General features: G+C 71.7%; 21 protein-coding genes, 1 tRNA gene and 1 pseudogene. 14 read left to right on the forward strand and 9 right to left on the reverse strand.

The window, feature by feature from the left end; all coding sequences use genetic code 11:
- The first annotated feature begins 143 nt into the window (after nt 1–143).
- Together ACFY2Q_RS10675 and ACFY2Q_RS10680 are read left to right on the forward strand one after the other, a co-directional pair.
- Nucleotides 144–680, forward strand: coding sequence for a hypothetical protein (locus ACFY2Q_RS10675; RefSeq protein WP_387129062.1), 537 nt, complete (start codon nt 144–146; stop codon nt 678–680).
- Between the two features lie 172 nt (nt 681–852).
- Complete coding sequence (locus ACFY2Q_RS10680) at nt 853–1,116, forward strand: DUF6244 family protein (protein WP_074312928.1); 264 nt, start codon at nt 853–855, stop codon at nt 1,114–1,116.
- Between the two features lie 57 nt (nt 1,117–1,173).
- Here the strand turns inward: ACFY2Q_RS10680 and ACFY2Q_RS10685 are convergent, their stop codons facing one another.
- A complete protein-coding gene (locus ACFY2Q_RS10685; RefSeq protein ID WP_387129065.1) occupies nt 1,174–2,151 on the reverse strand; it encodes an SEC-C domain-containing protein in 978 nt (325 codons plus the stop codon).
- A 103-nt stretch (nt 2,152–2,254) separates the two neighbouring features.
- On the reverse strand, nt 2,255–3,721 hold the full coding sequence (locus tag ACFY2Q_RS10690) for an MFS transporter (protein WP_387129067.1): 1,467 nt from the start codon (nt 3,719–3,721) through the stop codon (nt 2,255–2,257).
- A 216-nt stretch (nt 3,722–3,937) separates the two neighbouring features.
- On the opposite strand from ACFY2Q_RS10690, the gene ACFY2Q_RS10695 reads away from it, so the two are divergent.
- The gene (locus ACFY2Q_RS10695; RefSeq protein ID WP_387129069.1) at nt 3,938–4,516 is read left to right on the forward strand and encodes a TetR/AcrR family transcriptional regulator; all 579 of its coding nucleotides are present in this window, start codon (nt 3,938–3,940) and stop codon (nt 4,514–4,516) included.
- Nucleotides 4,517–4,540: 24 nt separating this feature from the next.
- On the opposite strand, the gene ACFY2Q_RS10700 is transcribed toward ACFY2Q_RS10695, so the two are convergent.
- Entirely contained in the window at nt 4,541–4,774 is a 234-nt protein-coding gene (locus ACFY2Q_RS10700) for a hypothetical protein (protein WP_387129070.1), read from the reverse strand.
- Between the two features lie 203 nt (nt 4,775–4,977).
- Here ACFY2Q_RS10700 and ACFY2Q_RS10705 point away from each other — a divergent pair, with 203 nt between their 5' ends.
- Complete coding sequence (locus ACFY2Q_RS10705) at nt 4,978–5,781, forward strand: esterase/lipase family protein (protein ID WP_387129072.1); 804 nt, start codon at nt 4,978–4,980, stop codon at nt 5,779–5,781.
- A gap of 56 nt (nt 5,782–5,837) precedes the next feature.
- On the opposite strand, the gene ACFY2Q_RS10710 is transcribed toward ACFY2Q_RS10705, so the two are convergent.
- Nucleotides 5,838–6,710: an aldo/keto reductase gene (locus tag ACFY2Q_RS10710; RefSeq protein WP_387129073.1), complete on the reverse strand. Its 873-nt coding sequence runs from the start codon at nt 6,708–6,710 to the stop codon at nt 5,838–5,840.
- Between the two features lie 280 nt (nt 6,711–6,990).
- Between ACFY2Q_RS10710 and ACFY2Q_RS10715 the strand changes: the two genes are divergently transcribed.
- The 4 genes from ACFY2Q_RS10715 (at nt 6,991) to ACFY2Q_RS10730 (ending at nt 10,171) form a co-directional block, all read left to right on the forward strand.
- Nucleotides 6,991–7,356 carry a YciI family protein gene (locus tag ACFY2Q_RS10715; RefSeq protein WP_387129075.1) on the forward strand — a complete coding sequence of 122 codons (366 nt, stop codon included), beginning with the start codon at nt 6,991–6,993 and terminating at the stop codon, nt 7,354–7,356.
- Between the two features lie 130 nt (nt 7,357–7,486).
- Nucleotides 7,487–7,642 carry a hypothetical protein gene (locus tag ACFY2Q_RS10720; RefSeq protein WP_387129076.1) on the forward strand — a complete coding sequence of 52 codons (156 nt, stop codon included), beginning with the start codon at nt 7,487–7,489 and terminating at the stop codon, nt 7,640–7,642.
- 199 nt (nt 7,643–7,841) lie between these two features.
- Complete coding sequence (gene pyk, locus ACFY2Q_RS10725) at nt 7,842–9,290, forward strand: pyruvate kinase (RefSeq protein WP_053658208.1); 1,449 nt, start codon at nt 7,842–7,844, stop codon at nt 9,288–9,290.
- Nucleotides 9,287–10,171, forward strand: a complete 885-nt coding sequence (locus ACFY2Q_RS10730) for an acyl-CoA thioesterase (protein WP_387129078.1) — start codon at nt 9,287–9,289, stop codon at nt 10,169–10,171. Before pyk ends, ACFY2Q_RS10730 begins: the two co-directional genes overlap by 4 nt.
- Before the next feature lie 77 nt (nt 10,172–10,248).
- On the opposite strand, the gene ACFY2Q_RS10735 is transcribed toward ACFY2Q_RS10730, so the two are convergent.
- Nucleotides 10,249–10,911, reverse strand: coding sequence for a YceI family protein (locus tag ACFY2Q_RS10735; protein ID WP_387129080.1), 663 nt, complete (start codon nt 10,909–10,911; stop codon nt 10,249–10,251).
- A 259-nt stretch (nt 10,912–11,170) separates the two neighbouring features.
- On the opposite strand from ACFY2Q_RS10735, the gene ACFY2Q_RS10740 reads away from it, so the two are divergent.
- Complete coding sequence (locus ACFY2Q_RS10740) at nt 11,171–11,635, forward strand: RrF2 family transcriptional regulator (protein ID WP_387129081.1); 465 nt, start codon at nt 11,171–11,173, stop codon at nt 11,633–11,635.
- Nucleotides 11,636–11,776: 141 nt separating this feature from the next.
- Nucleotides 11,777–12,751 (forward strand): annotated as a pseudogene (locus ACFY2Q_RS10745) (sulfite exporter TauE/SafE family protein); the annotation flags it as partial.
- Nucleotides 12,752–13,612: 861 nt separating this feature from the next.
- On the opposite strand, the gene ACFY2Q_RS10750 reads toward ACFY2Q_RS10745, so the two are convergent.
- Nucleotides 13,613–15,049 (reverse strand): pyridoxal-dependent decarboxylase, encoded by a 1,437-nt coding sequence (locus ACFY2Q_RS10750; protein WP_387129083.1) that lies wholly within the window; start codon nt 15,047–15,049, stop codon nt 13,613–13,615.
- Nucleotides 15,050–15,298: 249 nt separating this feature from the next.
- Between ACFY2Q_RS10750 and ACFY2Q_RS10755 the strand changes: the two genes are divergently transcribed.
- Complete coding sequence (locus tag ACFY2Q_RS10755; RefSeq protein ID WP_387129084.1) at nt 15,299–17,590, forward strand: cellulose binding domain-containing protein; 2,292 nt, start codon at nt 15,299–15,301, stop codon at nt 17,588–17,590.
- Nucleotides 17,591–17,783: 193 nt separating this feature from the next.
- Here the strand turns inward: ACFY2Q_RS10755 and ACFY2Q_RS10760 are convergent, their stop codons facing one another.
- Both ACFY2Q_RS10760 and ACFY2Q_RS10765 read right to left on the reverse strand, forming a co-directional pair.
- Nucleotides 17,784–18,779 carry an LLM class flavin-dependent oxidoreductase gene (locus tag ACFY2Q_RS10760; RefSeq protein WP_387129085.1) on the reverse strand — a complete coding sequence of 332 codons (996 nt, stop codon included), beginning with the start codon at nt 18,777–18,779 and terminating at the stop codon, nt 17,784–17,786.
- An 87-nt stretch (nt 18,780–18,866) separates the two neighbouring features.
- Nucleotides 18,867–19,346, reverse strand: a complete 480-nt coding sequence (locus ACFY2Q_RS10765; RefSeq protein ID WP_387129086.1) for an Lrp/AsnC family transcriptional regulator — start codon at nt 19,344–19,346, stop codon at nt 18,867–18,869.
- Between the two features lie 83 nt (nt 19,347–19,429).
- Between ACFY2Q_RS10765 and ACFY2Q_RS10770 the strand changes: the two genes are divergently transcribed.
- Nucleotides 19,430–20,608, forward strand: coding sequence for a trans-sulfuration enzyme family protein (locus ACFY2Q_RS10770; protein ID WP_387129088.1), 1,179 nt, complete (start codon nt 19,430–19,432; stop codon nt 20,606–20,608).
- 373 nt (nt 20,609–20,981) lie between these two features.
- On the opposite strand, the gene ACFY2Q_RS10775 is transcribed toward ACFY2Q_RS10770, so the two are convergent.
- Nucleotides 20,982–21,064, reverse strand: a tRNA-Leu gene (locus ACFY2Q_RS10775).
- Nucleotides 21,065–21,147: 83 nt separating this feature from the next.
- On the opposite strand from ACFY2Q_RS10775, the gene ACFY2Q_RS10780 reads away from it, so the two are divergent.
- Both ACFY2Q_RS10780 and ACFY2Q_RS10785 read left to right on the forward strand, forming a co-directional pair.
- A complete protein-coding gene (locus tag ACFY2Q_RS10780) occupies nt 21,148–21,768 on the forward strand; it encodes an ANTAR domain-containing response regulator (RefSeq protein ID WP_377673310.1) in 621 nt (206 codons plus the stop codon).
- Nucleotides 21,769–21,824: 56 nt separating this feature from the next.
- The gene (locus ACFY2Q_RS10785; protein WP_387129090.1) at nt 21,825–23,021 is read left to right on the forward strand and encodes a hypothetical protein; all 1,197 of its coding nucleotides are present in this window, start codon (nt 21,825–21,827) and stop codon (nt 23,019–23,021) included.
- The last annotated feature ends 328 nt before the right edge of the window (nt 23,022–23,349 follow it).

Here is a 23,349-nt window from a genome sequence, read left to right on the forward strand (position 1 = left end):
CAGGCTCCGGGCCGCCGGGTTCCGGGCCGTCGTCGAGTTTCGGGCCGACTCCGCGTTCCGGGTCGACCGAGGACTTTGGGGCTGGGTTGGGGTCGGCCGGGATGCCCGGATCGGGGGACGGTGGGTCCGCCGGCGCAGCCGGCGTGTCGGGGCGGTCGGGGGTCGAGGCGTACCCCGAGCTGCCGGTGGGGGAGGCGCGGCTGGCGCTGCCGACGGCGGTGAGCCCGGCGGGCGTCGGGGTGCCGGCGCAGCGCGCGGCGGCGGTCGACCCGGCGACAGAGTTGGAGCTGGCGCGGCGGATGGCCGACGAGGCCGACCGGCACGGGCAGCAGGCCGAGTTGCTGGCCCAGCGGCCGGCGTTGCTGCCGACGTGGTCGCCGCTGGCGCGGGCGGTGGCCGTCTATGCCGGGTGCGGGGCAGCCGCAGGGGTGCTCATGCTGACGCTCGTGCTGGCTTCCGGGGTGGGGCTTGTCGACGGGTTCACCCTCGGCGCGTGGATCTGCGCGGGGCTGCCGGCGCTTGCGTTCTTCGGCGGCTATCTGGTGCTCGGGCGGTGGGGGAGGCCCGCGATGGTCGCGGGTACGCCGCCGCGCTACCTGCCGCTGGGGTTCCTGATCTGCTTCCTGCTGGTGCCGCTCGGCTACTGCGGCTACCTGCTGCTGTTCCGCGCCCTCCGCTGAGCCCGTCGCGCGGGAGACACCGCAGATCTTGGAAGGAAAACGCCCTCGGAGGGGCCGAAATCTTCCAAGATCCGTTGTGTGAGGAGCGCGGTCGTGCGGGCATCTCGTACGCTCCTCTGTGGTCTCCCCGGTGCCGTGTGGTGGAGGCGATGGTTGACCAGGGGAGGGGCGCGTGAGCGCAGCACAGATCATCGCGAGGCTGGCGGCGGCGTCGCAGAAGCTCGACGAGGCGAAGGCCAAGACCGCAGCCGCGGCACAGGACGCGGCCGAGGCGCGGGCGCTCGTCGCCGGAGCGTTGGAGGGCGTGGCCGCCGGCCCGCTCATCGGCATGATCGACTCGTACCGGCAGGCCCTCGCGCAGGCATCGCAGGGCGGCGACCCGGCCAAGCAGCACGTCCAGGAGACGATCGCCAAGGTTCGAGCGCTGGGAAACTGACAACGGGCGGCGGGCGGCGGGGCGCGCAACCCAACCCGCCACCGACTGTGCGGGTCGTCAGTCGCGCGAGCGCGGCAGGCAGCACTTCTTGTACTTGCTGCCCGAGCCGCACCAGCAGGTGTCGTTGCGGCCGGGCGGCCAGGCTGTCACGCCCGCCTCGTCGAGGCTGTCGGCGTACTCGTCGAGGGTTTCCTCGTCGATGGGGTCGTCACCCGCGAAGGCTGCCAGTCCGGTGACCGTGCCGGTGACCACGCCCAGGTCGGCGCCGCCCAGCCCGGAGGCGTTGACGAGCGCGCGTTCGATCTGGGTGCGGTGCTCGTCCCAGTTGGCGGGGTAGCTGTCGACAAGCGAGGGCCAGCGCACCAGCAGGGCGTCGAACTCCGCCCGCGGCCAGAACAGCAGCGTCGCCGGGCCGGCGTCGAGCGCGTCGAGCGCGTGGTTGCTCGCGGCGCGCAGCCGGTCGGCGAGGTTGTCGTACTCGTCGTGGGGGAGGCCCATCTCCTCGCGCAGGTCGTGTCGCCGCTGGGCCAGGCCGTAGATCATGGCGGCGGCCTCGTCCTGCGCGTCCTCGGAGGCGTGCTGCTGGGTCCGGGTCCGTTCCAGGATCGCGTCAAGCGCGGTGGTCAGCCATTCCAGGGCCGTCTCGGCGTGGCCGGATTCGGCCAGCTCGTCAACGAGGTACGTGGCGTCGGGGTTGGTCTCCAGCAGGGGACGCAGCGCGGTCAGTTCGGCCAGGCCCTCGGCCTCGCGGCCGAGGCGCAGCAGCAGGCCGCCGCGCACCGATCGGGCGTACGCGTCCTCGTCGGGCTGTTCGGCGATGGCGCGGGTGGCGAGCGCGAGCGCGTCGGCCAGGTCGCCGGCCTGCTCCATGATGTCCGCGGCGACAAGCAGCGCGTACCCGGTGTCGTCGGGGTCGGCTACCCGCCCCTCGTCGACGGCGCTCACCAACTCGGCGGCCAGCGCGGCCGGGTCCGGGCTCGCGGATCCCAGGGAGCCGATCTCGTCGATGCGGTCGGCGGTCAGCAGTTCGGACATGGGGCGCATCCTGACGGCGACGGACGGTGGGCGGGAAGCGGCCAGCGTACCCCCGGGCACGCCGGAGCCCGGGGCGGCGAACCGCCCCGGGCTCCGGTGTCGCTCAGCGGGTCGCGGGCATTGTGGCGAACTCGCCGGCTAGCTCCGATTCGATGATCGTCGCGGTGGTCGGCCGGCGGCCGGCCGACGGCCGCCGGGCGGACGGGACGGCGAGGGCCGCGAGTGCGGCGGCAAGGGCGATCGCGGTGAGGACGAGAAACCCCGCCGTGAAGCCGGCCTCCCGGGGCAGTCCGTTGGCCTGCGGGTTCGCGGTGATCACACCGCTGACCACCGCGGCGCCGATCGCGCCGCCGATGGTGCGGATGTTGGCGTTCATGCCGGTGGCCACGCCGGTCTGGCTGGCGGGCACGCTGCCGACGATCAGGTTGGCCATCGAGGCGAAGGCCAGGCCGATGCCGAGGCCCACCAGGCCGCCGGCGACGGCGACCTCCCAGCGGGTGTCGTGCGCGACGGCCAACATCGCGGAGGCGGCCACGTTGAACGCGGCCCCCGAGGCGAGCTGGGCCTTCGCGCTGAACACGGCCTGGAGGCGGCCGGCGACGAGCCCGGCGACGAACATGGCGACGAGCATCGGCAGCATGAGCAGGCCCGCCTGGCTGATGCTGGCGCCGAAGCCGTAGCCGGCCGCGCTGGGGGTCTGCACGAACTGCGGCAGGAACGCGTACACGGAGAACATCGACGCGCCGTAGAGCAGGGCGACCAGGTTGGTGGTCCAGACGCCGGGCAGGCGCATCATCCGCATGTCGATGAGCGGGTTGGGCGAGCGCACCTCGGCGACCAGCCAACCGGCCAGGAGCACCACTGCGAGCGCGAGCAGGCCGAGCACCCGGACGGAGGTCCAGCCCCAGGCGGCGCCCTGGCTGATCGGCAGGAGCAGCGCGACAAGCCAGCCGGAGAGCAGCACTGTGGCGCGCCAGTCGATCCGGCCGGGGGTACGCACCGGCGACTCGGGCACGAACAGGTGGGCGGCGACGGCGGTCAACCCGACCACGGCCATCGGGATCCAGAACAGCCAGCGGTAGTCGAGCGCGGCGACGATCGGGCCGGCCAGCACGACGCCGAGGCCACCGCCGGCGGCGACGATCGCCGAGATGGCGGCGACGGCGCTGGAGACCCGCGCGGCGGGGAACTCGTCGCGGATGATGCCGAACGACAGCGGGAAGACCGCGCCGCCGATGCCCTGCACGATCCGGGCGACGATGAGGACGCCGATTGTCGGCGCGACCGCGGCCAGTAGGCAGCCGAGGGCGAGCGCGGCGAGTGAGACGACGAGCATCCGCTCCTTGCCGACCATGTCGCCGACCCGTCCGAGGATTGGCGTGAAGATCGACGCGGAGAGCAGGTAGGCGGTGAGAACCCAGGTCACGGTGTTCTGTGAGGTGTGCAGGTCCTGCTGGATGGTCGGTAGTACCGGGGTGATGAGCGATTGGAGCATCGCGAAGAATCCGGCACCGGCCGCGAGCACGGTGAAGGTGAGCCGACGCGAGCTGCGTCGGGAGGTCACTGCCACGAGAGGAGACTCCCTGGTTGCGTACGGAAGGAGGTTTGTGGCCCGGCGATGGCGGGCGGGGTGTCGGGTCCCGGGCGATCGGGGTGGCCAGGCGGCGATCGGGCGGGTCCCGAGGTAAGCTAACCGGAGGCAGGCCTCCGGGATTCCGGAGGGGTGCCTCCACTAAGCTAGCGGAGGGTTGCCTCCGGATGCAACCAGGGTGAGGTGACGTACGTCATGACCAGCGCCGGCCAGGTGCCCGAGGTCTTCGCGCAGCGACCCAAGCGGGCCGACGCGCGGCGGAACTACGACGCCCTGATCGCCGCTGCGCGCGACGCGTTCGCCGAGAACGGCGCCGCCGCCTCCCTGGAGGACGTGGCCCGACGTGCCGGGGTGGGCATCGGCACGCTCTACCGCAACTTCCCGACCCGGCGGCATCTCTTCGAGGCCGTCTACGTCGAGGAGGTCCGGGCGCTCAGCCGCTCCGCCGAGGACCTCGCCGAGGTGCCCCCGTGGGACGCCCTCGTCGCCTGGCTGCACCGGTTCGTCGCGTACGTCGCCACCAAGCGGGCGCTCGCCGAGCAGTTGCTCCAGGACTCCGAGATCTTCCGGAGCTGCCGTGCCGAGATCTACGCCGCCGGCCAGCCGCTCATGCGGCGCGCCCAGGCCGCTGGCGCGGTCCGCGACGACATCGACTTCGACGACGTGGTGCGGCTGATCAGCGGCCTCACGATGGCCCAGTTCCCGTCATCCGAGCAGCGCGACCGTGTGCTCGGTGTGGCCCTCGACGGCCTGCGCGCCGGGGCCGCCGGCTGACGAGGCGACGCCGCACACCCTCGCTCAGGGGTCGACAAGCAGCAGCCACTCGTCGTCAAGGGGTCGCCCCGGACTGCCGGTGCGGATCGCGTCGATGCGCAGCGTGGCACGGGTGTCCGGCTGGCTGGCCCGGTCGGCCTCGGTGAGCAGCAGGTCCAGCACGAGCCAGCCGAGCGCCGCGGCGAGCAGCAGGCCGACCGGCACCAGCCACCAGGGCATCACCCGCAGCGAGCGCTCGGTGGGTTCGTCGACAGCCACGGCCACAGCATGCCAGCCGGCGCGTATGTCCGATATGGAGTGCGACGGAATGCCCGTTTACGCCCTCGCCGGAACAACGGGTTACCCGCGCGTAACAAGCCATTGACGTTTCTAAATTGTTGCGGGCATGATCGTCGCACGGTCGACCGGACACCCCCACCCACCTGCCCGGTTCGCCGGGTGCCTCCCCCGGAGGTGCGGCCATGCTGCTCCGAAAGACCGTCCTCGTCCTGTCCCTCGCCACCGCCGTCGTGCTCACGGCCGCCACCGCGGCCACCGCCGCCGCACCCGCCCCGACCGCACCCACTCCGGCCGCACCCGCCCCGGCTGCCGTGGCCGGCGCGGCGGCGGCCAACCCCGTCATCGTGGTCGGCGGGCTCAGCGGCATCGCCGTCGCGTACGAGCCGATCGCCGCCCGGCTGCGCGCCGACGGCTACCGGACCTTCATCTACCAACTGCCCGGTCTCGGCCTCGGCGACATCCCCACCTCGGCCCGCGCGTTCGCCAGCTACGTCGACCGGGTGCGCGCCAGCACCGGCGCGGCGAGCGTGGACCTCGTCGCCCACTCCGAAGGCGGCCTCGTCAGCCGCTACTACCTCAAACGACTCGGCGGCACCGCCAGCATCGGCCGCTACGTAAGCCTCGGCACGCCGCACTACGGCACGTACGTCGCCAACATCGTCGCGTTCCTCGGCCTGGGCAGTTGCGCCGGCGTCGTGGCCTGCCAGCAGATGACCATCGGCTCCGCGTTCCTCGCCGACCTCAACGCCGGAGACGACACCCCGGGGTCGGTGCGCTACACCACCATCCGCACCCTCCAGGACGAGCTGGTCCGGCCGACCGGGAACGCCGCTGTCAACGACGGTGCCACGAACGTGCTCATCCAGACGTACTGCCCGCTGCGGGTGGTCGGTCACCTCGGTCTGGTGCTCGACGGCACCGCGTACACCCTGGTGCGCGGCGCCCTTGTCGACGGCCCGGTGCGGCCCAACTGCCTCGCGGTCTGACCCGGTCGGGGTGGGGGTGGTCCCGGCCGGGACCACCCCCACCCGGCGGCGGGCGCTCAGCTCGCCTTGCTCAGCGCCTCGAACTCGTCGTCGGTGAGCCGCACGTCGCCCGCGGCCACGTTCTCCTCCAGGTGCGCCACCGAGGACGTGCCGGGGATCGGCAGCATCACCGGGGACCGGCGCAGCAGCCAGGCCAGCGCGAGCTGCGCGGGCGTCGCGCCGTGCTCGGTGGAGATGGCGTCCAGCGGGCCGCCCGGTCGGGCCAGCTCACCCGTGGCGATCGGGAACCACGGGATGAACGCGAGGTCGTTGCGCTCGCAGTACTCCAGCACGTCCTCGGCGCTGCGGTTGGCGAGGTTGTACAGGTTCTGCACCGAGACGATCTCGGTGATCGCCCGGGACTCCTCGATCTGGTCGACGGTCACCTCGGACAACCCGATGTGCCGGATCTTGCCCTCCTCGCGCAGCAACGCCAGCTCGCCGAGTTGGTCGGCGAGCGGCACCTTCGCGTCGATCCGGTGCAGCTGATAGAGCGGGATGCTGTCCAGGCCGAGGTGGCGCAGGCTCAGCTCACACTGCTGGCGCAGGTACTCCGGGCGGCCCAGCGGGCGCCAGTCGCCCGGACCGGAGCGGCTCAGGCCGGCCTTCGTCGCGATGACAAGATCGTCGGCGTACGGGTGCAAAGCCTCACGGATCAGCAGTTCGGAGACGAACGGGCCGTACGAGTCGGCGGTGTCGATGAACGTCACGCCCAGCTCGACGGCCCGGCGCAGGACCCGTACCGCCTCGGCCGGGTCCTTCGGGTCCCCCCAGACGCCCGGCCCGGTGAGCTGCATCGCCCCGTAGCCGAGCCGGTTGACGGTGATGTCGCCCCCGATCCGGTACGTGCCGGACGCCTTCGCGGGCTGCTTGCTGATATCGGTCGCCATACGCGGATCCCCAATCGTGGTCGTCGTGGCGGGACAACGAGCCCTCCCGCCACGTGATCATCCCCTGGGACCGGTAGGTCATGCGGCCACCTGGTCGATTGTGCGCGGCGACACGACAGTCCGGGGCCGCCTGCACCCACCTCGGCCCCTGACCCCGCGACCGAGCGGGGTGAGTTGCGCCGAGCGGCCGGTGTCGCCGTTGCCGGCGTGCGACGCTTGGCGCGTGCCGGTGCGGCGGGCTCGGGCGGCCGGGCCGATGCGGGCCGGCGGAGGGAGCACCATGGCGGAGGTGCCGCAGGTCAACTTCGCGCTCGACACGTACGAGTGCATCGTGATCTATCCCGGCGCGGCCGGACGGGCCCTGCCCGCCGAGACGGTGCAGCGGTTGCAGGCCGAGCACGCCGAGCACATGCAGGCGTTGCAGCGCCGTGGCATCGTCCTGGTCGCCGGGTCGATCGACGGTACGACAAGCAACCCGGAACCCCCGATCGGCTTCGGGCTGGCCCGCACCGGCAGCGTCGACGACGTGCGCAGCGTGCTGGAGGCCGACCCGGCGGTGCAGGCCGGCCTCTACCGGCTCGACGTGCTGACCTTCATCTGCCCTGCCGGGTCGCTGGAATTTCCGTTGGTCAAGACCGAGAGCTGAGCGGCCGGGGCATCGGCGGCTGTCGCGATGGCGACGGCACTCGCCCGCTCGCCGGTGCTACCGTCGCGCCCAGCGAGGGCCGCCGTCGGGGCACCCCGGCGCCAGCGGTTGGCCCGGTCGAGGAGTCGCCATGGTCTCCGCCGCCACCGTCCACCGCGCGGCCAACCAGGTCCGGCTCGCCCCCATTGCGACCGGAATGCGGCCGCGTCGGGCCACGCGCCGCTGCGACCCCCGTGACCTGCTCACCGAGGTCCCCACCCGGCCACCCTCGGTGCGCCGATCGTGAGCGTCGCTCGGGAGCACCCCGACAACGAGTGCCGGTGGAGGCGTACGATTCCCGGCGCGCGGTCGCCGTTGCCCGTCGCCACAACGTTCCCGGTGCGGGTCCGCCCGCCGGCCCGACGCGAACCACGCGTCGTTGGACAAAACTTCCACTGCCTGCAAGGGGTCGGCCCTGAGTCCGACCTGAAGGAGAGACTAGCCTGATGGGCGTGACACGCCGCGCGAAGATCGTCTGCACTCTTGGTCCCGCCACCTCGTCCCCGGAGCGCATCCGGGGTCTCGTCGAGGCCGGCATGAACGTGGCAAGGCTCAACTTCAGCCACGGCAGCCACGCCGACCACGAGGCGGTCTACCGACTGGTCCGGGAGGCGTCCGAGGCGTCCGGTAAGCCGGTGGCCGTCCTCGCCGACCTCCAGGGGCCCAAGATTCGGCTCGGCCGGTTCGCCGACGGCCCCCACGAGTGGCGCACCGGCGACTCGGTCGTGATCACCGGCGACGACGTCGTCGGCACCAAGGAGCGGGTCTCCTGCACCTACCGCAAGCTGCCGCAGGAGGTGCGCGCCGGCGACCGTCTGCTGATCGACGACGGCCGCGTCGCCGTCGAGGTCACCGACGTCACCGGCAACGACATCCGCTGCCTGGTCACCGAGGGCGGCCCGGTCTCCAACAACAAGGGTGTCTCGCTGCCCAACGTGGCGGTGAGCGTGCCCGCCATGTCGGACAAGGACGCCGAGGACCTGCGCTTCTCCCTGGGGCTCGGCGTCGACCTGGTGGCGCTCTCCTTCGTCCGCTCGGCCGAGGACATCAAGCTGGTGCACGGCATCATGGCCGAGGAGGGCGTGTTCCGCCCGGTGCTGGCCAAGGTCGAGAAGCCGGAGGCCGTGGAGAACCTCGAAGCCATCGTGCTGGCCTTCGACGGCGTCATGGTCGCCCGCGGTGACCTCGGTGTCGAGATGCCGCTGGACGAGGTGCCGCTGGTGCAGAAGCGGGCCGTGCAGCTGTGCCGGGAGAACGCCAAGCCGGTCATCGTGGCCACGCAGATGCTCGACTCCATGATCGAGAACTCCCGCCCCACCCGGGCGGAGGCCTCCGACGTGGCAAACGCCGTGCTCGACGGCGCGGACGCCGTGATGCTCTCCGGCGAGACGAGCGTCGGCAAGTATCCGGTGCTGACCGTCAGCACCATGGCCAAGATCGTCACGACGACCGAGTCCGGCTCGATCGGCGTGCCCCGGTTGCAGCACGACCCGCGTACCCACGGCGGCGCGCTCACCGTCGCCGCCTCGTCGATCGCCCGGGCCATCAACGCCAAGGCGCTCGTCGCCTTCTCGCAGACCGGTGACACCGTCCGACGGCTCTCCCGGCTGCACTGCGACCTGCCGCTGCTGGCCTTCACCCCGGTCCCCGAGGTGCGCGACCAACTCGCCCTGAGCTGGGGCGTCGAGACCTTCCTGATGCCCTTCGTGCAGCACACTGATGACATGTTCCGTCAGGTGGACCAAGCGCTGCTCGGCCTCAACCGGGCCAACCCGGGCGACTACGTGGTGATCGTCGCGGGCAGCCCGCCCGGCACCCCCGGCTCGACCAACACGCTGCGCGTCCACCAGCTGGGCTCGCTCGTCGACGCCGCGTCGGCGCGGGCCCTGCAGTGAGCGACGGCCAGGCCGCAGTCGGCCAGGCCGCCGTGGACCAACTGCTGGAGGTGCTGGACCTCGATCCGATCGGGGAGATGACCTTCCGGGGGATGAGCCCCCGGGTCGGCCCACAGCGGGTGTACGGCGGCCAGGTGGCCGGTCAGGCGCTTGTCGCCGCCGGCCGCACGGTCGCCCCGGAGCGGTTCGTGCACTCGCTGCACGGCTACTTCGTGCGCCCCGGCGATCCCGTCGAGCCGATCGAATACCAGGTGGAGAACATCCGCGACGGCCGGTCCTTCTCGGTACGCCGCGCGGTCGCGCTCCAGCACGACAAGCCGATCTTCTTCATGTCGGCGTCCTTCCAGCGGGCCGAGGAGGGGCTGGACCATCAGGCCGTGTCGCCGCTTGACGTGCCGGCGCCGCAGGACGTGCCGACGATGACGGACCGGCTCGCCCGCTACCCGGAACGCCTGGGCATCTGGGGCCAGATTCCCCGCCCGATTGATGTGCGCTACGTCGGCGAGCCCGGCTGGGTCCGTCCCGGCGACCGGCCGGCCGACCCGCACCAGCGGGTGTGGATGCGCGTCGACGGCAAGTTGCCCGACGATCCGCTGCTGCACGCCTGCCTGCTCACCTACGCGTCGGACCTGACCCTGCTGGACTCGGTGCTCTCCATGCACGGGGAGGTGTGGGGGCCGGGCGGCGTGGTCGGCGCGAGCCTCGACCACGCGCTGTGGTTCCACCGGCCGTTCCGCGCCGACGAGTGGTTCCTCTACGACTGCTGGAGCCCGTCGGCGTCCGGCGCGCGAGGGCTGGCCACCGGCCGGATGTTCACCACCGACGGCCGGCAGATATCCAGCGCCGTGCAGGAGGGCCTGCTGCGCCGCGTCGGCGACTGACGCTCGCGGTCATCCCCGCCAGGTGTACGCCCGTGCGAGCGAGGCGTCATGGCGGGGACGACCGTTGGGCGGCATGGTCACGCCTGGTGGATGGCCTCGCCAGCGATCTCGATCTGGACGGTCTTGCCGACCAGAACGCCGCCGCTTTCCAGCGCCACATTCCAGAGCAGACCGTAGTCCTCCCTGTTGATTTCGGCGCTCGCGCTGAAACCGAAAATGTTCTGCCCGTACGGGTCGCGGCGGGCGCCGCCGAAATTCACCTGTAGGTCCACCGCCCGCGTGATCCCCTTCACCGTCAATTCGCCGGTGAGCACGAATCGACCGGTGTCGGGCTGGGGTGGCGGGTTGTGACCTCTGCCTCGTCCGCCGAGCCGATTGCTGCGCAGTCGGGCCCAGTAGAAAATCGGGTCCTCGCTGCTCTGCCAGTTGATGCCCGTGCTTCGATATTCGAGAGTGGAATAGCGCTCCACGTCGAGGAAGTCGGCACTCTTGAGGTGGGTGTCCCGATCCGCGCTGCCGGTGGTGATGCTCGCGGCCTGGATGGTGGCCGTCACGCTGGAGAGCAGCGGATCCTCCGCCACGGAGATCTCCGCGGTCGCCTCGGCGAACTCGCCGCGGACGGGGCTGACCATCATGTGCCGGGACAGGAAACCGATCCGCTTGTGCGCCTGATCGAGGCGATAGGTGCCGGCGACCGGGATGGTCATGCCATCCCAGATGCGTGTGGCGACATCGGTCATGGTGTTGCCTTCCCCCCGGATGGAACCCGGGTGTTTATCAATGTGCTGCCCGAGCCCCCGCAAACGGTCAGACAGTCGTGCGTGCCACCCAGCATAGGGACGCGCCAAATCAGCTTCCCGAGCCCCCGAGGGCGGTGAATAATCACCTTTCTCACTGATCTGCCTCGGCATCCCGCGCAGTCAGATATGTATCGATGCCTGGCTGATTGGCGAAGGGTCGCCCGTCCGGGCGGACGACCAGCGGGATAGCCTTGCCGGCATGCGTCTCTCCGCCCGGGTCGACTATGCCCTCCGCGCGGCCGCCGAGCTCGCCGCGACGGCCAGTGGCCCCGGGCGTGGCCGGCCGGTCACGGCCGACCAGATCGCCCGAGCCCAGGAGATCCCGCCGAAGTTCCTGGAGAGCATCATGCTCCAGCTGCGCCGGGGCGGCATCGTGCATGCCCAGCGCGGCCCGGAGGGCGGCTACTGGCTCGCCCGCCCGGCCGAGGAGATCTCCCTCGCGGAGGTGATCAGGGTGATCGACGGGCCGCTCGCGCACGTCCGAGGGCAGCGCCCGGAGCAACTCGGTTACCACGGCCCGGCCCGCGCCCTGCAGGAGGTTTGGATCGCGCTGCGGGCCAGCGAACGGGAGATCCTGGAGCTGGTAAGCGTCGCCGACGTGGCCGCCGGCACCCTGCCGCCGCGGATCACCGAACTGGTCGCCGACCCCCGCGCCTGGATCTGATTGCGGCTCCGGCTCCTGTCGCGGCCTCGCCGCGTACCGCTCGCCGACGTCCCATCCACCGATCAGACACTTGACCGCGGTTGCCCCGTGGCGCATTGTCGACCAAGTTGATAGGAGAAGGCGAAAAGTCAGGGGGCGCTCGTGCGCAAGCTGCTGGTCCTCGCTCTGGTCGGGCTCGCGGCGCAACTGGTCGACGGCTCGCTCGGTATGGCGTACGGGCTGACCTCCTCCACTCTGCTGCTGCTCGTCGGGGTCGCCCCCGCCGCCGCGTCGGCCTCGGTGCACCTGGCCGAGATCGGCACCACCCTGGCCGCGGGCGTGGCGCACTGGCGGTTCGGCAACGTCGACTGGCGGGTGGTGACCCGCATCGCCCTTCCCGGCGCGGTCGGCGCGTTCGCCGGCGCCACAGTGCTCAGCTCGATCTCGACCGAGTCGGCCGCGCCGTGGATGGCCGGCATCCTCTTCACGCTCGGCGCGTACCTGCTGGTCCGCTTCGCCAGGCCCCTGCGCACCGACCGGATCGGTGGGCGGCTGCGCGGGCGATTCCTCGGCCCCCTCGGCCTGGTCGCCGGCTTCGTCGATGCCACCGGCGGCGGAGGCTGGGGCCCTGTCGCCACCCCGGCGCTGCTGGTGTCCGGCCGCCTGGAGCCGCGCAAGGTGATCGGCTCGGTCGACACCGCCGAGTTCGTGGTGGCGGGCGCGGCCAGCGTCGGCTTCCTGATCGGGCTGGGCACCGAGGGGTTCCTGCTGCCCATCGTCGCCGCGCTGCTCGTCGGCGGCCTCATCGCCGCCCCGCTCGCCGCCTGGCTGGTGCGCATCGTGCCGGCTCAACTGCTCGGCGCGGCGGTCGGCGGCGTGATCGTCCTGACCAACGCCCGGACCCTGGTCCGGTCCGCGGGGCTGGATGGCACCGTCCCTCCCGTGCTCTACGCCCTCCTGGCCGTCGGCTGGCTGGCAGCGCTGGTCCTGGCCGTGCGGACCCTGCGCCGAACCTCAGCCGCCACCGCCACCGCCACCGCCACCACCGCCACCGCCACCACCGCCACCGCCACCGCCGCCACCGCCGGCACCGCCACCGCCGGCACCGCCACCGCCGGCACCGCCACCGCCGGCACCGCCACCGCCGGCACCGGCACCGGCACCGCCACTGCCACCCCGCCCCCGACCCAGAGCCGGACCCCGATCCCGACCCCGACCCTGATCCCGGCCTCGGCCCCGGCCCCGAGCGAGGCAGCGGCCGCAGCGGCCGCAGCGGAGGAGGCGGCGGGCGGCGATGCTCCGGCCGCAGCCGGCAGCGTCCCGGTCGCCACAGGTGCGCCGAGACTCCGCTGAGCCCTCGCTGAGCCCCCGCCACTGTTGCGCCTACGCCCGTGGCCCTCCGCTAGACCCCGCGCCCTCGTTGGTCGGCGTTGTCTTCGCTGTCCTTATTGGTCTTCGCTGGTCTCCGTTGGCCCTCGCTGGTCCCGCATTACTCCCAGGGATTGCTCCTCTGAGCGTCGTCACTTGCCGTGACATCAGCCGCCGTCACGGCGTGCACCTTGCTCCCTTTGCTTTGCTTACCTATACGCAAGACCGGTCTGACCAGCTCACCTATCGGTGGCGCCTTCGCCGCTTCTGCCAGCCTGCGATGACTTTCGGTAACTGGTGCGTGGGTGTAAGCAGAGCAAAGGATGCCAACCGGACTTCGGGCACCGCAGGCGAGCGGCGAGTAGGCCAGTAGGCGAGCAGCGAGCAGCGGGCAGTGGCTCAGCGAGGCCGGGCCCGCCAAGGCGTCGGCATCACCGGCGGCCGTGCGGGCCTGTGACAGTTGAGGCTGGGCGAGCCGGGCGAGCCGGGCGAGCCGGGCGAGCCGGTCGGCCGGGCGGCTCAGCGGCCGAGCAGGTCGTCGGGCGAACAGGTCAGCGCGCGAGGAGGCCAGCGGCCGAGCGGGTCGTCGAGCGAACAGGTCAGCGACGAGCAGGTCAGCGGCCGGGCAGGTCAGCGCGCGAGGAGGTCAGCGGCCGTGTCGGTCAGCAGCGCCCATGCCTCGTCGACGTGCCGCTCGGCGGTCTGCGGGGAGCCGACCGCCAGACGCAGCGTGTACCGGCTGGCCACACGGGTGTGGGTCAGGTACGCCCGTCCGCTGCGGTTCACCCGGGCCAGCAGTTCGGCGTTCGTGTCGTCGTCGGCGCGCAGCCGGAAGCAGACAAGCGAGAACGGGTGCGCCGCGGCCAACTCGAACCGGTTGTCGGAGCGGACCCGGTCGGCGAACCGGGCGGCCAGCGCCACCCCGGAGCGGATGTGGGCGCGCAGCCCTTCGGCGCCGTACCAGCGCAGCACGAACCACAGTTTCAGCGCCCGGAAGCGGCGGCCCAGCGGGACCTGCCAGTCCCGGTAGTCGATCACCGCCCCGGAGTCGGACGCCGCGTTGCGCAGGAACTCCGGCAGCACGGTGAGCGCCTCGATCAACTCGGCTCGGTCGGCCACCCAGAACGCGTCGCAGTCGAAGCCGGTGAGCAGCCACTTGTGCGGGTCGAAGCAGTACGAGTCGGCGTACTCCAGGCCGACGTGTGACCAGCGCAGCTCGGGACAGACGGCGGCGGCCCCCGCGTACGCGGCGTCCACGTGCAGCCAGATCCCGTACTCCGCGCAGATCGCCCCGATTTCCGGCAGCGGGTCGACGGCGGTGGTGGAGGTGGTGCCGATGGTGGCGACCACGATGGCGGGTACGTCCCCGGCGGCAAGGTCGGCCTCGATCGCGGCCCGCAGGGCGTCCGGCAGCAGAGCCTGGGTGTCCGGGTCCACCTCGATCGATCGAACCCCGTCGGTGCCCAGCCCGGCGATCCGCGCGGCCTTCTCGATGGAGGAGTGCCCGTGCACGGACGTGTACGCGCGGTAGCGCCGATCGATGCCGGCGTCGCGCCAGCGACCCCCGCTGGCCCGGTGCAGCGCGGCGAGGGTGGCCACAAGGGTCGCCGAGGAGGCCGAGTCCTGGATGACGCCGCCGCCGGTGCCTGTCGAACGGAACCGCTGCGGCAGGTCCAGCAGTTGGGCCAGCCAGTCCATCGTCACCGTCTCCAGCTCGGTGCAGGCGGGGCTGGTGGCCCAGAGCATGCCCTGTACGCCGAGCCCTGCGCTGACCAGGTCGCCGAGCACGCTCGGGCCGGAGGTGTTGGCGGGGAAGTAGCCGAAGAAACCAGGATGCTGCCAGTGGGTCAGCCCGGGCACGACGATGCGGTCCAGGTCGGGCAGGACGGCTTCGATCGGCTCGCCGACGGTCGGCGGCGCGGCGGGCAGGGCGCTCGCCACAGCGCCCGGCGGGTCGGTCGGGGCAACCGGTAGCTGCTCCAGAGTGGCCCAGTAGTCGGCGATCCAGTCGACGACGGCGTGGCCGGCTCGGCGGAACTCGTCGGGGTCCATGTGGGGAACGCTCACCGACTGAGTTGATCAGGCGGCGGTCGTCGGAACAAGACCGGCCGCCGAGCCGGCCCACGAGGAGCGCGACGTCCGTCGATATTGCGGAGCGGAAAGCGCTTGCCCTACGATGCGCCTTGAGCCGCGAGTCCAGGGCGTGTCACCCGATCAGATCGCCATCCGTCGCCGTCGTGACGGGCCGTTCACCGTGCCTCCCGGGCAGGGCCGGTGGACCGACAGCGGTCACCACCGGATCCCCGGAGGCAGTTCATGCACCCGTCCAAACAACGGCTGATCCTGCTCGCCGCCACGACGGCGACCGCCGTCGTGGCCGGCACCGTCGGCACGGTCGTCGCCTCGGCCGCCGCTGCCGGCTGCCGGGTCGACTACCAGGTAACCAACCAGTGGCAGGGCGGCTTCGGCGCCAACGTCACGATCACCAACCTGGGCGACCCGGTCAACGGCTGGGCCCTGACCTGGTCGTACGCCGGAGGGCAGCAGGTCACGCAGGCGTGGAGCGCCGCCGTCACCCAGTCCGGCGCGCAGGTCACCGCCCGCAACGTCGACTACAACGCCGCCATCGCCACCAACGGCACCGCCTCGTTCGGCTTCAACGGCTCGTGGACCAGCAGCAATCCGGCACCCACCAGTTTCGCGCTCAACGGTGTCACCTGCACCGGCGCGCCGGCCACCGACGGCCCGACCACCCCGCCACCCACCACTCCGCCGCCGACCACTCCTCCACCCACGACCCCACCACCGACCACCCCGCCGCCGACGACGCCGCCGCCGACGACCCCGCCGCCCACCAATGGCGTACTGCAGATGGAGAAGTTGGACCGAGGGCTCGTCAGCGTCCGCTCAGGCAACGGCAACCTGGTCTCCTGGCGACTGCTCGGCACCGAGACCTCCGGGGTGGCGTTCAACGTGTACCGGGGCTCGACCCGGGTGAACTCCAGCCCGATCACCGGCGCCACCAACTACCTCGACAGCGGCGCGGCGGCCGGCTCGGCGTACACCGTGCGGGCCGTGGTGGGCGGTGCCGAGCAGGCGGCGTCGGCGCCCGCGCTCCAGTTCGGCGACGGCTACCTGGACGTGCCGTTGCAGATCCCCGCCGGGGGCACCACTCCCAGTGGGGAGAGCTACACCTACAGCGCCAACGACGCCTCCGTCGGTGACCTCAACGGTGACGGCACCTACGAGATCGTGCTCAAGTGGGACCCGTCGAACGCCAAGGACAACTCCCAGTCCGGCTACACGGGCAACGTCTACGTCGACGCGTACACCCTGACCGGCACCCGGTTGTGGCGCATCGACCTGGGCCGCAACATCCGGGCCGGCGCCCACTACACCCAGTTCCAGGTGTACGACTACGACGGTGACGGCCGCGCAGAGGTGGCAATGAAGACCGCCGACGGCTCCCGCTCGGGAACCGGCCAGGTGATCGGCTCGTCGTCGGCGGACTACCGCAACTCCAGCGGCTACGTGCTGTCCGGTCCGGAGTATCTGACCATGTTCGACGGACGCAGCGGCGCGATCCTGTCCACCGTCAACTACGACCCGCCGCGCGGCACCGTGTCGTCCTGGGGCGACTCGTACGGCAACCGGGTGGACCGATTCCTCGCCGGCACCGCCTACCTGGACGGGCAGCGGCCCTCGCTGATCATGGCCCGGGGCTACTACACCCGTGCGGTGATCGCGGCGTGGGACTTCCGCAACGGCACGCTGACCAAGCGCTGGACGTTCGACTCGAACGCCTCCGGCAACGGTGCCGCCGCAGGTCAGGGCAATCACCAGCTCTCCGTCGCCGACGTCGACGGTGACGGCCGTCAGGAGATCGTGTACGGTGCCGCCACCATCGACGACAACGGCCGGCTGCTCTACTCGACGGGCAACGGGCACGGCGACGCCCTGCACGTCGGCGACCTCGACCCGGGCCGTGCCGGCCTGGAGGTGTTCAAGGTCGACGAGGACGCCAGCAAGCCCAGTTCCTGGTTCGCCGACGCGCGTACCGGCCAGATCCTGTGGTCCACGCCGGCCTCGGGCGACAACGGCCGGGGTGTCTCGGCGGACATCTGGGCGGGCAGCCCGGGTGCCGAGTCGTGGTCGTCGGCGGTTAACGGGCTGGCCAACACCAGGGGGCAGAACGTCGGCCGCAAGCCGTCGTCGGCCAACTTCCTCGCCTGGTGGGACGGCGACCCGGTGCGGGAGCTGCTCGACGCCACGAAGATCGACAAGTACGGCACGGGCGGGGAGACCCGGCTGCTCACCGGCAACGGCGTGGCGTCGAACAACGGCACCAAGTCCACGCCGACGCTCTCCGGCGACATCCTTGGCGACTGGCGCGAAGAGGTCATCTGGCGGACCAGCGACAGCCGGGCGTTGCGCATCTACAGCACGCCCACGCCGACCAGCACCCGGATCTACACGCTTATGCACGACCCGCAGTACCGCGTGGCGATCGCCTGGCAGAACACCGCCTACAACCAGCCGCCGCACCCGGGGTTCTTCATCGGCGACCAGATGGGTACCCCACCGACCCCAAACATCTACCTACGTTGATCTGGCGATCCTGATCCAGTTCGCCTAAGGTGGCAGGCACCGGGCCGCAGCCGCGGAATCCGCACAGCTCCGGCCCGGTGCTCCACACCGCGGCAATCCCGACCCGTCCCGACCGGGAATGCCGTACCACCACCGGCATCTACGTTAGGCACCGTCCGGGTCGCGGGGGTGACGCTGACGTGAAGATCGTGTTTCACGCGTCCCGGTGCAGACCGCCCGCCACCTGCTCGGCGATCAACTCGTACGAGCGCACCCGGTCGGCGACGTCGTACACAAGCGTGGTCAACATCAGCTCGTCCGCGCCGGTGCGCTCCTGAAGGTCGGTCAGCTGCCGACGCACCGTCTCCGGCGAGCCCATCGCCTGACCGTCGCGCCGTTGCAGGACGAACTCCCGCTCGAACTCGGAGTACGGGTAAGCCGCCGCTTCGTCGGGCGTCGACAGCGGCTCCGGCCGGCCGGAGCGCAGCTTCAGGAACGACAGGGCGCTCGGCCCGGCCAGCCACTCGGCCCGCTCGTCGGTTTCGGCGCACACCGCGTTGACGGCCACCATCGCGTACGGCTTGTCCAGCCACTGCGACGGCCGGAAGTTCTGCCGGTACAGCGCCAGAGCCGGCAGCGTGTTCGCCGAGCTGAAGTGGTGCGCGAACGAGAACGGCAGACCGAGCAGGCCGGCGAGTTGGGCGCTGAAACCGCTGGACCCGAGCAGCCACACGGCCGGCTGCTCACCCTGACCCGGTGTGGCGATGATCTGCCCGGGGCGTTCTCCGCTGAAGTAGTTCATCAGGTCGGCCAGCTCGCGGGGGAAGCCCTCTGCCGACAGCCCCTCCATCGTGCGGCGCAACGCCAGCGCGGTCACCTGGTCGGTGCCCGGCGCCCGGCCGATGCCCAGGTCGATCCGGCCCGGGTGCAGCGCCTCGAGGGTGCCGAACTGCTCGGCCACGACCAGCGGCGCGTGGTTGGGCAGCATCACCCCGCCCGACCCGAGTCGGATCGTCGAGGTGTTCGCGGCCAGGTGTGCCAGCAGCACCGCCGGGGCTGAGCTGGCGATAGCGGGCATGTTGTGGTGCTCGGCCACCCAGAACCGGTGGTAGCCCAACGCCTCGGTGCGTCGGGCCAACTCGGTGGTGGCCTGGAGCGCGGCGCCGGCGGTGGTCCCCTTGGCGACCGGGGCAAGATCAAGAACAGACAACGGTACGGTGATCACACGCGTGGCCAACCCGCCGCCGGCCGGTTTTGTTCCAGCCTCGGCGCATTCGTCGGGCAACTCACCCGCTGCTCAGCCCACCCCACGGACCTGTTCGAAGATCAGACTCGTCTGCGTGTGCTGCACCGCCGGGTCGACCGCCAGGTGATCCAGCACGAAATCCCGCAACGCGTCACCCGAGGCCGCCCGGACGTGCAGCACGTAGTCCTCCGCGCCGGCCACGTGGAACACCGACACCACACCGGGCAGCCGCACCGACCGGGCCCGGAACGCGTCCACCGCCGCCCGCTCGTGCGCCGTCAGACGCACCGACACCAGCGCCTGCAACGGCAACCCCAGCGCCGCCGGATCCACCTCGGCGTGGAACCCGCGGATCGCCCCGCGCTCGCGCAGCGCCCGGGTGCGCGTCAGACACGTGGACGGCGCCACCCCCACCCGCTCGGCGAGGGCGTTGTTGGGCAGTCGACCGTCCGCGGCCAACTCGGTGAGGATCGCGCGGTCCACCTCGTCGAGGGGCGAATTCGACCGCACATCGTTCGGCTCAGGGGGCATCCCACCATCCTCGCCCGAACCAAACGGCGAATCCAGTGCCGACGACAGAATTATCTGCCAACCCATTGCCGACGAGGCTCCGGATGTTCGACGCTACCGCCATGATGACGGTGGACACCCAGGCCGTGCACGCCGGCCGCGACGACCTGCGCACGCTCGGCGTGCACGTACCACCTATCGACTTCTCCACGACAAACCCACTGCCCTCGGTCGAGGACGGCGGCAACGCCTACGAGCAGCTCGCCACCGGCGGCACCCTCCCCGCCGAGGGCGGTGCCGTCTACCAACGGCTCTGGAACCCCACAGTCGCCCGCTTCGAAACCGCCCTCGCCCAACTGGAGGGCACCGCCCAGGCCGTCGCCTTCGCCAGCGGCATGGCCGCACTCACCGCCACCCTGCTCGCCGCCACCCGCGACGGCAAGCGCCACATCGTCGCCGTCCGACCCCTCTACGGCGGCACCGACCACGTCCTCGCCACCGGCCTGCTCGGCACCACAGTCACCTGGGCCCACCCCGACCAGGTCGCCGCGGCCATCCGCCGGGACACCGCGCTCGTCATCATCGAGACGCCCGCCAACCCGACCCTCGACCTCGTCGACATCGCGGCCCTCGCCACCGCGGCCGGCGACGTGCCGCTGCTCGTCGACAACACCGTCGCCACCCCCGTCCTGCAACAGCCCGCCCGCCACGGCGCCGCCCTCGTCCTGCACAGCGCCACCAAGAGCATCGGCGGCCACGGCGACGTCCTCGCCGGTGTCGTCGCCTGCGACGCCGGGTGGGCCACCCGACTGCGCCAGGTCCGCGCCGTCACCGGCGCGATCCTGCACCCCCTCGGCGGCTACCTCCTGCACCGCGGCCTGCAAACCCTGCCGCTGCGGGTCCGCGCCCAGCAGGCCAGCGCCGAGAAACTCGCCGGCTGGCTCGCCGACCACCCCGCCGTACACCGGGTGCACCACCCGTCGGTGTACGACCCGGCGGCGCTCGTCGGCCGGCAGATGGCCGGGCCCGGCAGCCTGCTCGCCTTCGAGGTGCACGGCGGCGCACCCGCCGCGGCCGCCGTCGCCGGCGCCTGCGAGCTGATCACCCACGCCGTCTCCCTCGGTGGCGTGGACACCCTCATCCAGCACCCCGCCTCGCTCACCCACCGGCCCGTCGAAGGCGACGCGAAGCCCGCCGGCGGTCTGCTGCGCCTCTCGGTCGGCCTGGAGGACCCCGAGGACCTGCGCGCCGACCTCGCCCGCGCGCTCGACACGATCGCCTGACCGGCGCGGTCGGTCACCGCAGCTCGCGGTTGCCCACCACCCGATCCACTCCATGTCGCCGATCTGGCGGTGTCTCCGGTGGGGGATGCCGCCACATCGGCGATACGGAGACGATCAGGCCGGGCAGATTCCCGTAGGCGGGCGGGGTCGGTCGGATTGTCGACATCTGGCAGGCAGCCAGTGAAAGCACAGTGGTGCGGTGCCGAACGTCGCGGGTTGAGGCCGACCGACGCACAAGTGCCGGACCGTGGTGTCCGGCAACGAGGCGTGCGAGCCGTCGAGCGGATGTCGCGCCTGCGAGCGGAGAGCGCGGGCCTGTGCCCGCATCTGCGGTGGGTGCACACCCACATCGTCGAACAGGTGTATGACACGGTGCCGGGAGCGGGATTCGAACCCGCAAGCCCTTTCGGGCAGAAGTGTTTGAGACTTCCGTGTATGCCGTTCCACCATCCCGGCGGGTGGCGCTTACTGTACCCGACTACGCTCGTGCGGGAGCATGGGTGGTAGCCGTGCAGTGATGACTGGTGGGGGTAGTGCTGGTGGCCGAGATGCCGACGGATGCCGAGCGCAGGCGCGTACTGATCGCCGAGGACGAGGCGCTGATCCGGCTGGACCTCGCCGAGATGCTTGTCGAAGAGGGCTACGAGGTGGTCGGGGAGGCCGGTGACGGCGAGACCGCCGTCCGCCTCGCCGAGGAGTTGAAGCCCGATCTCGTCATCCTCGACATCAAGATGCCGATCATGGACGGGTTGGCCGCCGCCGAGCGGATCGCCGGTGCCCGGATCGCCCCGGTGATCATCCTGACCGCGTTCAGCCAGCGTGACCTGGTGGAGCGGGCGCGGGCGGCGGGCGCGATGGCGTACCTGGTGAAGCCCTTCCAGAAGAGCGACCTGGTCCCGGCGGTGGAGATCGCGCTGTCGCGCTACTCGGAGGTCGCGGCCCTGGAGGCGGAGGTCGCGAGCCTGACCGACCGCCTGGAGATCCGCAAGACGGTGGAGCGGGCCAAGGGCGCGCTGATGACCACCTACGGGATGACCGAGCCGCAGGCGTTCAAGTGGATCCAGCGCACGGCGATGGACCACCGGATGACCATGAAGGAGGTCGCCGAGCGGATCCTCACGGAGACCGCCGGCGGCGAGGCGGCTCAGCCGACCGTCTGAGCACCCGGCCCTCGCGGGGGGCGCACCGCACGGCGGCCGGTGGCTAGCATCGATGGATGTCCGTCCGACGGATCGTCGCGGTGTTCGGCCTCGTCGCGCTGCTGCTCGCCGGTTGTGACGGCCCGGCGCCGCCGAACGGTGACCTGTCGTCCGGGTCGACGTCGGCCGCCGCGCCAGCGCTCCGGCCGGATTGGCAGGCGCTGACGCTGCCGGCGTCGCCGGGCGACGCCGGCCGATTGTTGGTACGCGACATCGCGGCCTGCTCGGGTCGGTGGTTCCTGGTCGGCGGCGTCGCGGACGCGAGTGGCGGCACCCGTCCGGCGGTGTGGACCAGTGTGGACGGTACGACGTGGACGTCGGTTCCGGTGCGGGCGGATTCGTTCTACGGCCGGCAGAACGTGCTCTCCTCAGTCGCCTGTCGCGACGGGACGGCGGCGGTGATCGGCGCCAAGACCGGCGGGGCGCACGGCTATCCGCGGATCAGCACCTGGCGGCAGCGGGCCGACGGCGCGTTTGTCGAGGTGCAGGCGCCGTTCGAGACGTACGGCGGGCCGACGGCGGTGAACGTGTCCCGGCTGGCGGCCGGTCCGCCGGGCTGGCTGATCGTCGGCAACCGCTCGGCGGGCGCTGCCTCCTGGGTGTCGGCGCCGGCCGCGGAGGAGTTCGCGCTTGTGGAGGGTGCACCGGAGCTGGCGAGTGACGCCGTGGGCGTGACCTGGGCGTTCGACGCGGTGGCCGTACCGTCGGGTTGGTTGGCGGTGGGTGGTTTGCTGCCTGCGGGCCGGATCGACAGGGATCCGGCGGTGTGGTCGTCGCCGGACGGGCGGTCCTGGCGGCGCACGGTGTTGCCGGGCGACTCGGAGTACGAGGAGTTGCAGCGGGTGGCGCTTGTCGGTGGCGTGCCGGTGGCGGTCGGGCTGCGCGGGGCGACGTTCGGCGCGTGGCGGCAGGAGGCGGCCGGCTGGGTGGCCGCGGGGACGTTCGGTCGGCGGTCCTCGTCGGGCGTGCCGGTGGTGGCGTCGCTGGTGTCGGCGGGGGATCGGTTGTTCGTCGCGGTGGCCGACGGTTCGCGGTATTCGGTGTGGGTGTCGGCGGACCGGGGTGGGTCGTGGCGGCAGGCCGCGATGCCGCTGGAGGTCGGGGCGGGTGCCGACCGGGATGTGGCGCTGGTGGCGGAGGGTGACCGCTGGTGGCTGACGGTAGACGATGGTTCGCAGGCCGGTCTGTGGTCGGCGAGCGGCCTGGGCGCCTGAAGGCGGGGCGTGTTGGCGGCGCCGTGGTCCGGCCGCGTCGACGATCGGCTGTTTTACAGTTCAGGCGGTGTTAACGCGGGGTTCACCGGCCCGGTTGAGGGTGTCTGGGTCCCATCCGGACGCCAGACTAAGGACCGATCGACGGATTCACCTGTTACGGGCATCGACAGGATTGCGCTCGTCTTCGTAACGGTTTCGCAGACCCCCCGTTCAGGCCTTCCACGACGGTGTGCGGTGTCGGTACGCTCCGCCATCACGAGCCGTAACGCAGGGGGAGTCTCTGCGGGGTGGGTGGAATTGCGGTCTGCTGCTGTCGCCGTCGCTAACG

It is taken from the genome of Micromonospora sp. NPDC000316, assembly GCF_042898885.1.
GTDB lineage: Bacteria > Actinomycetota > Actinomycetes > Mycobacteriales > Micromonosporaceae > Micromonospora.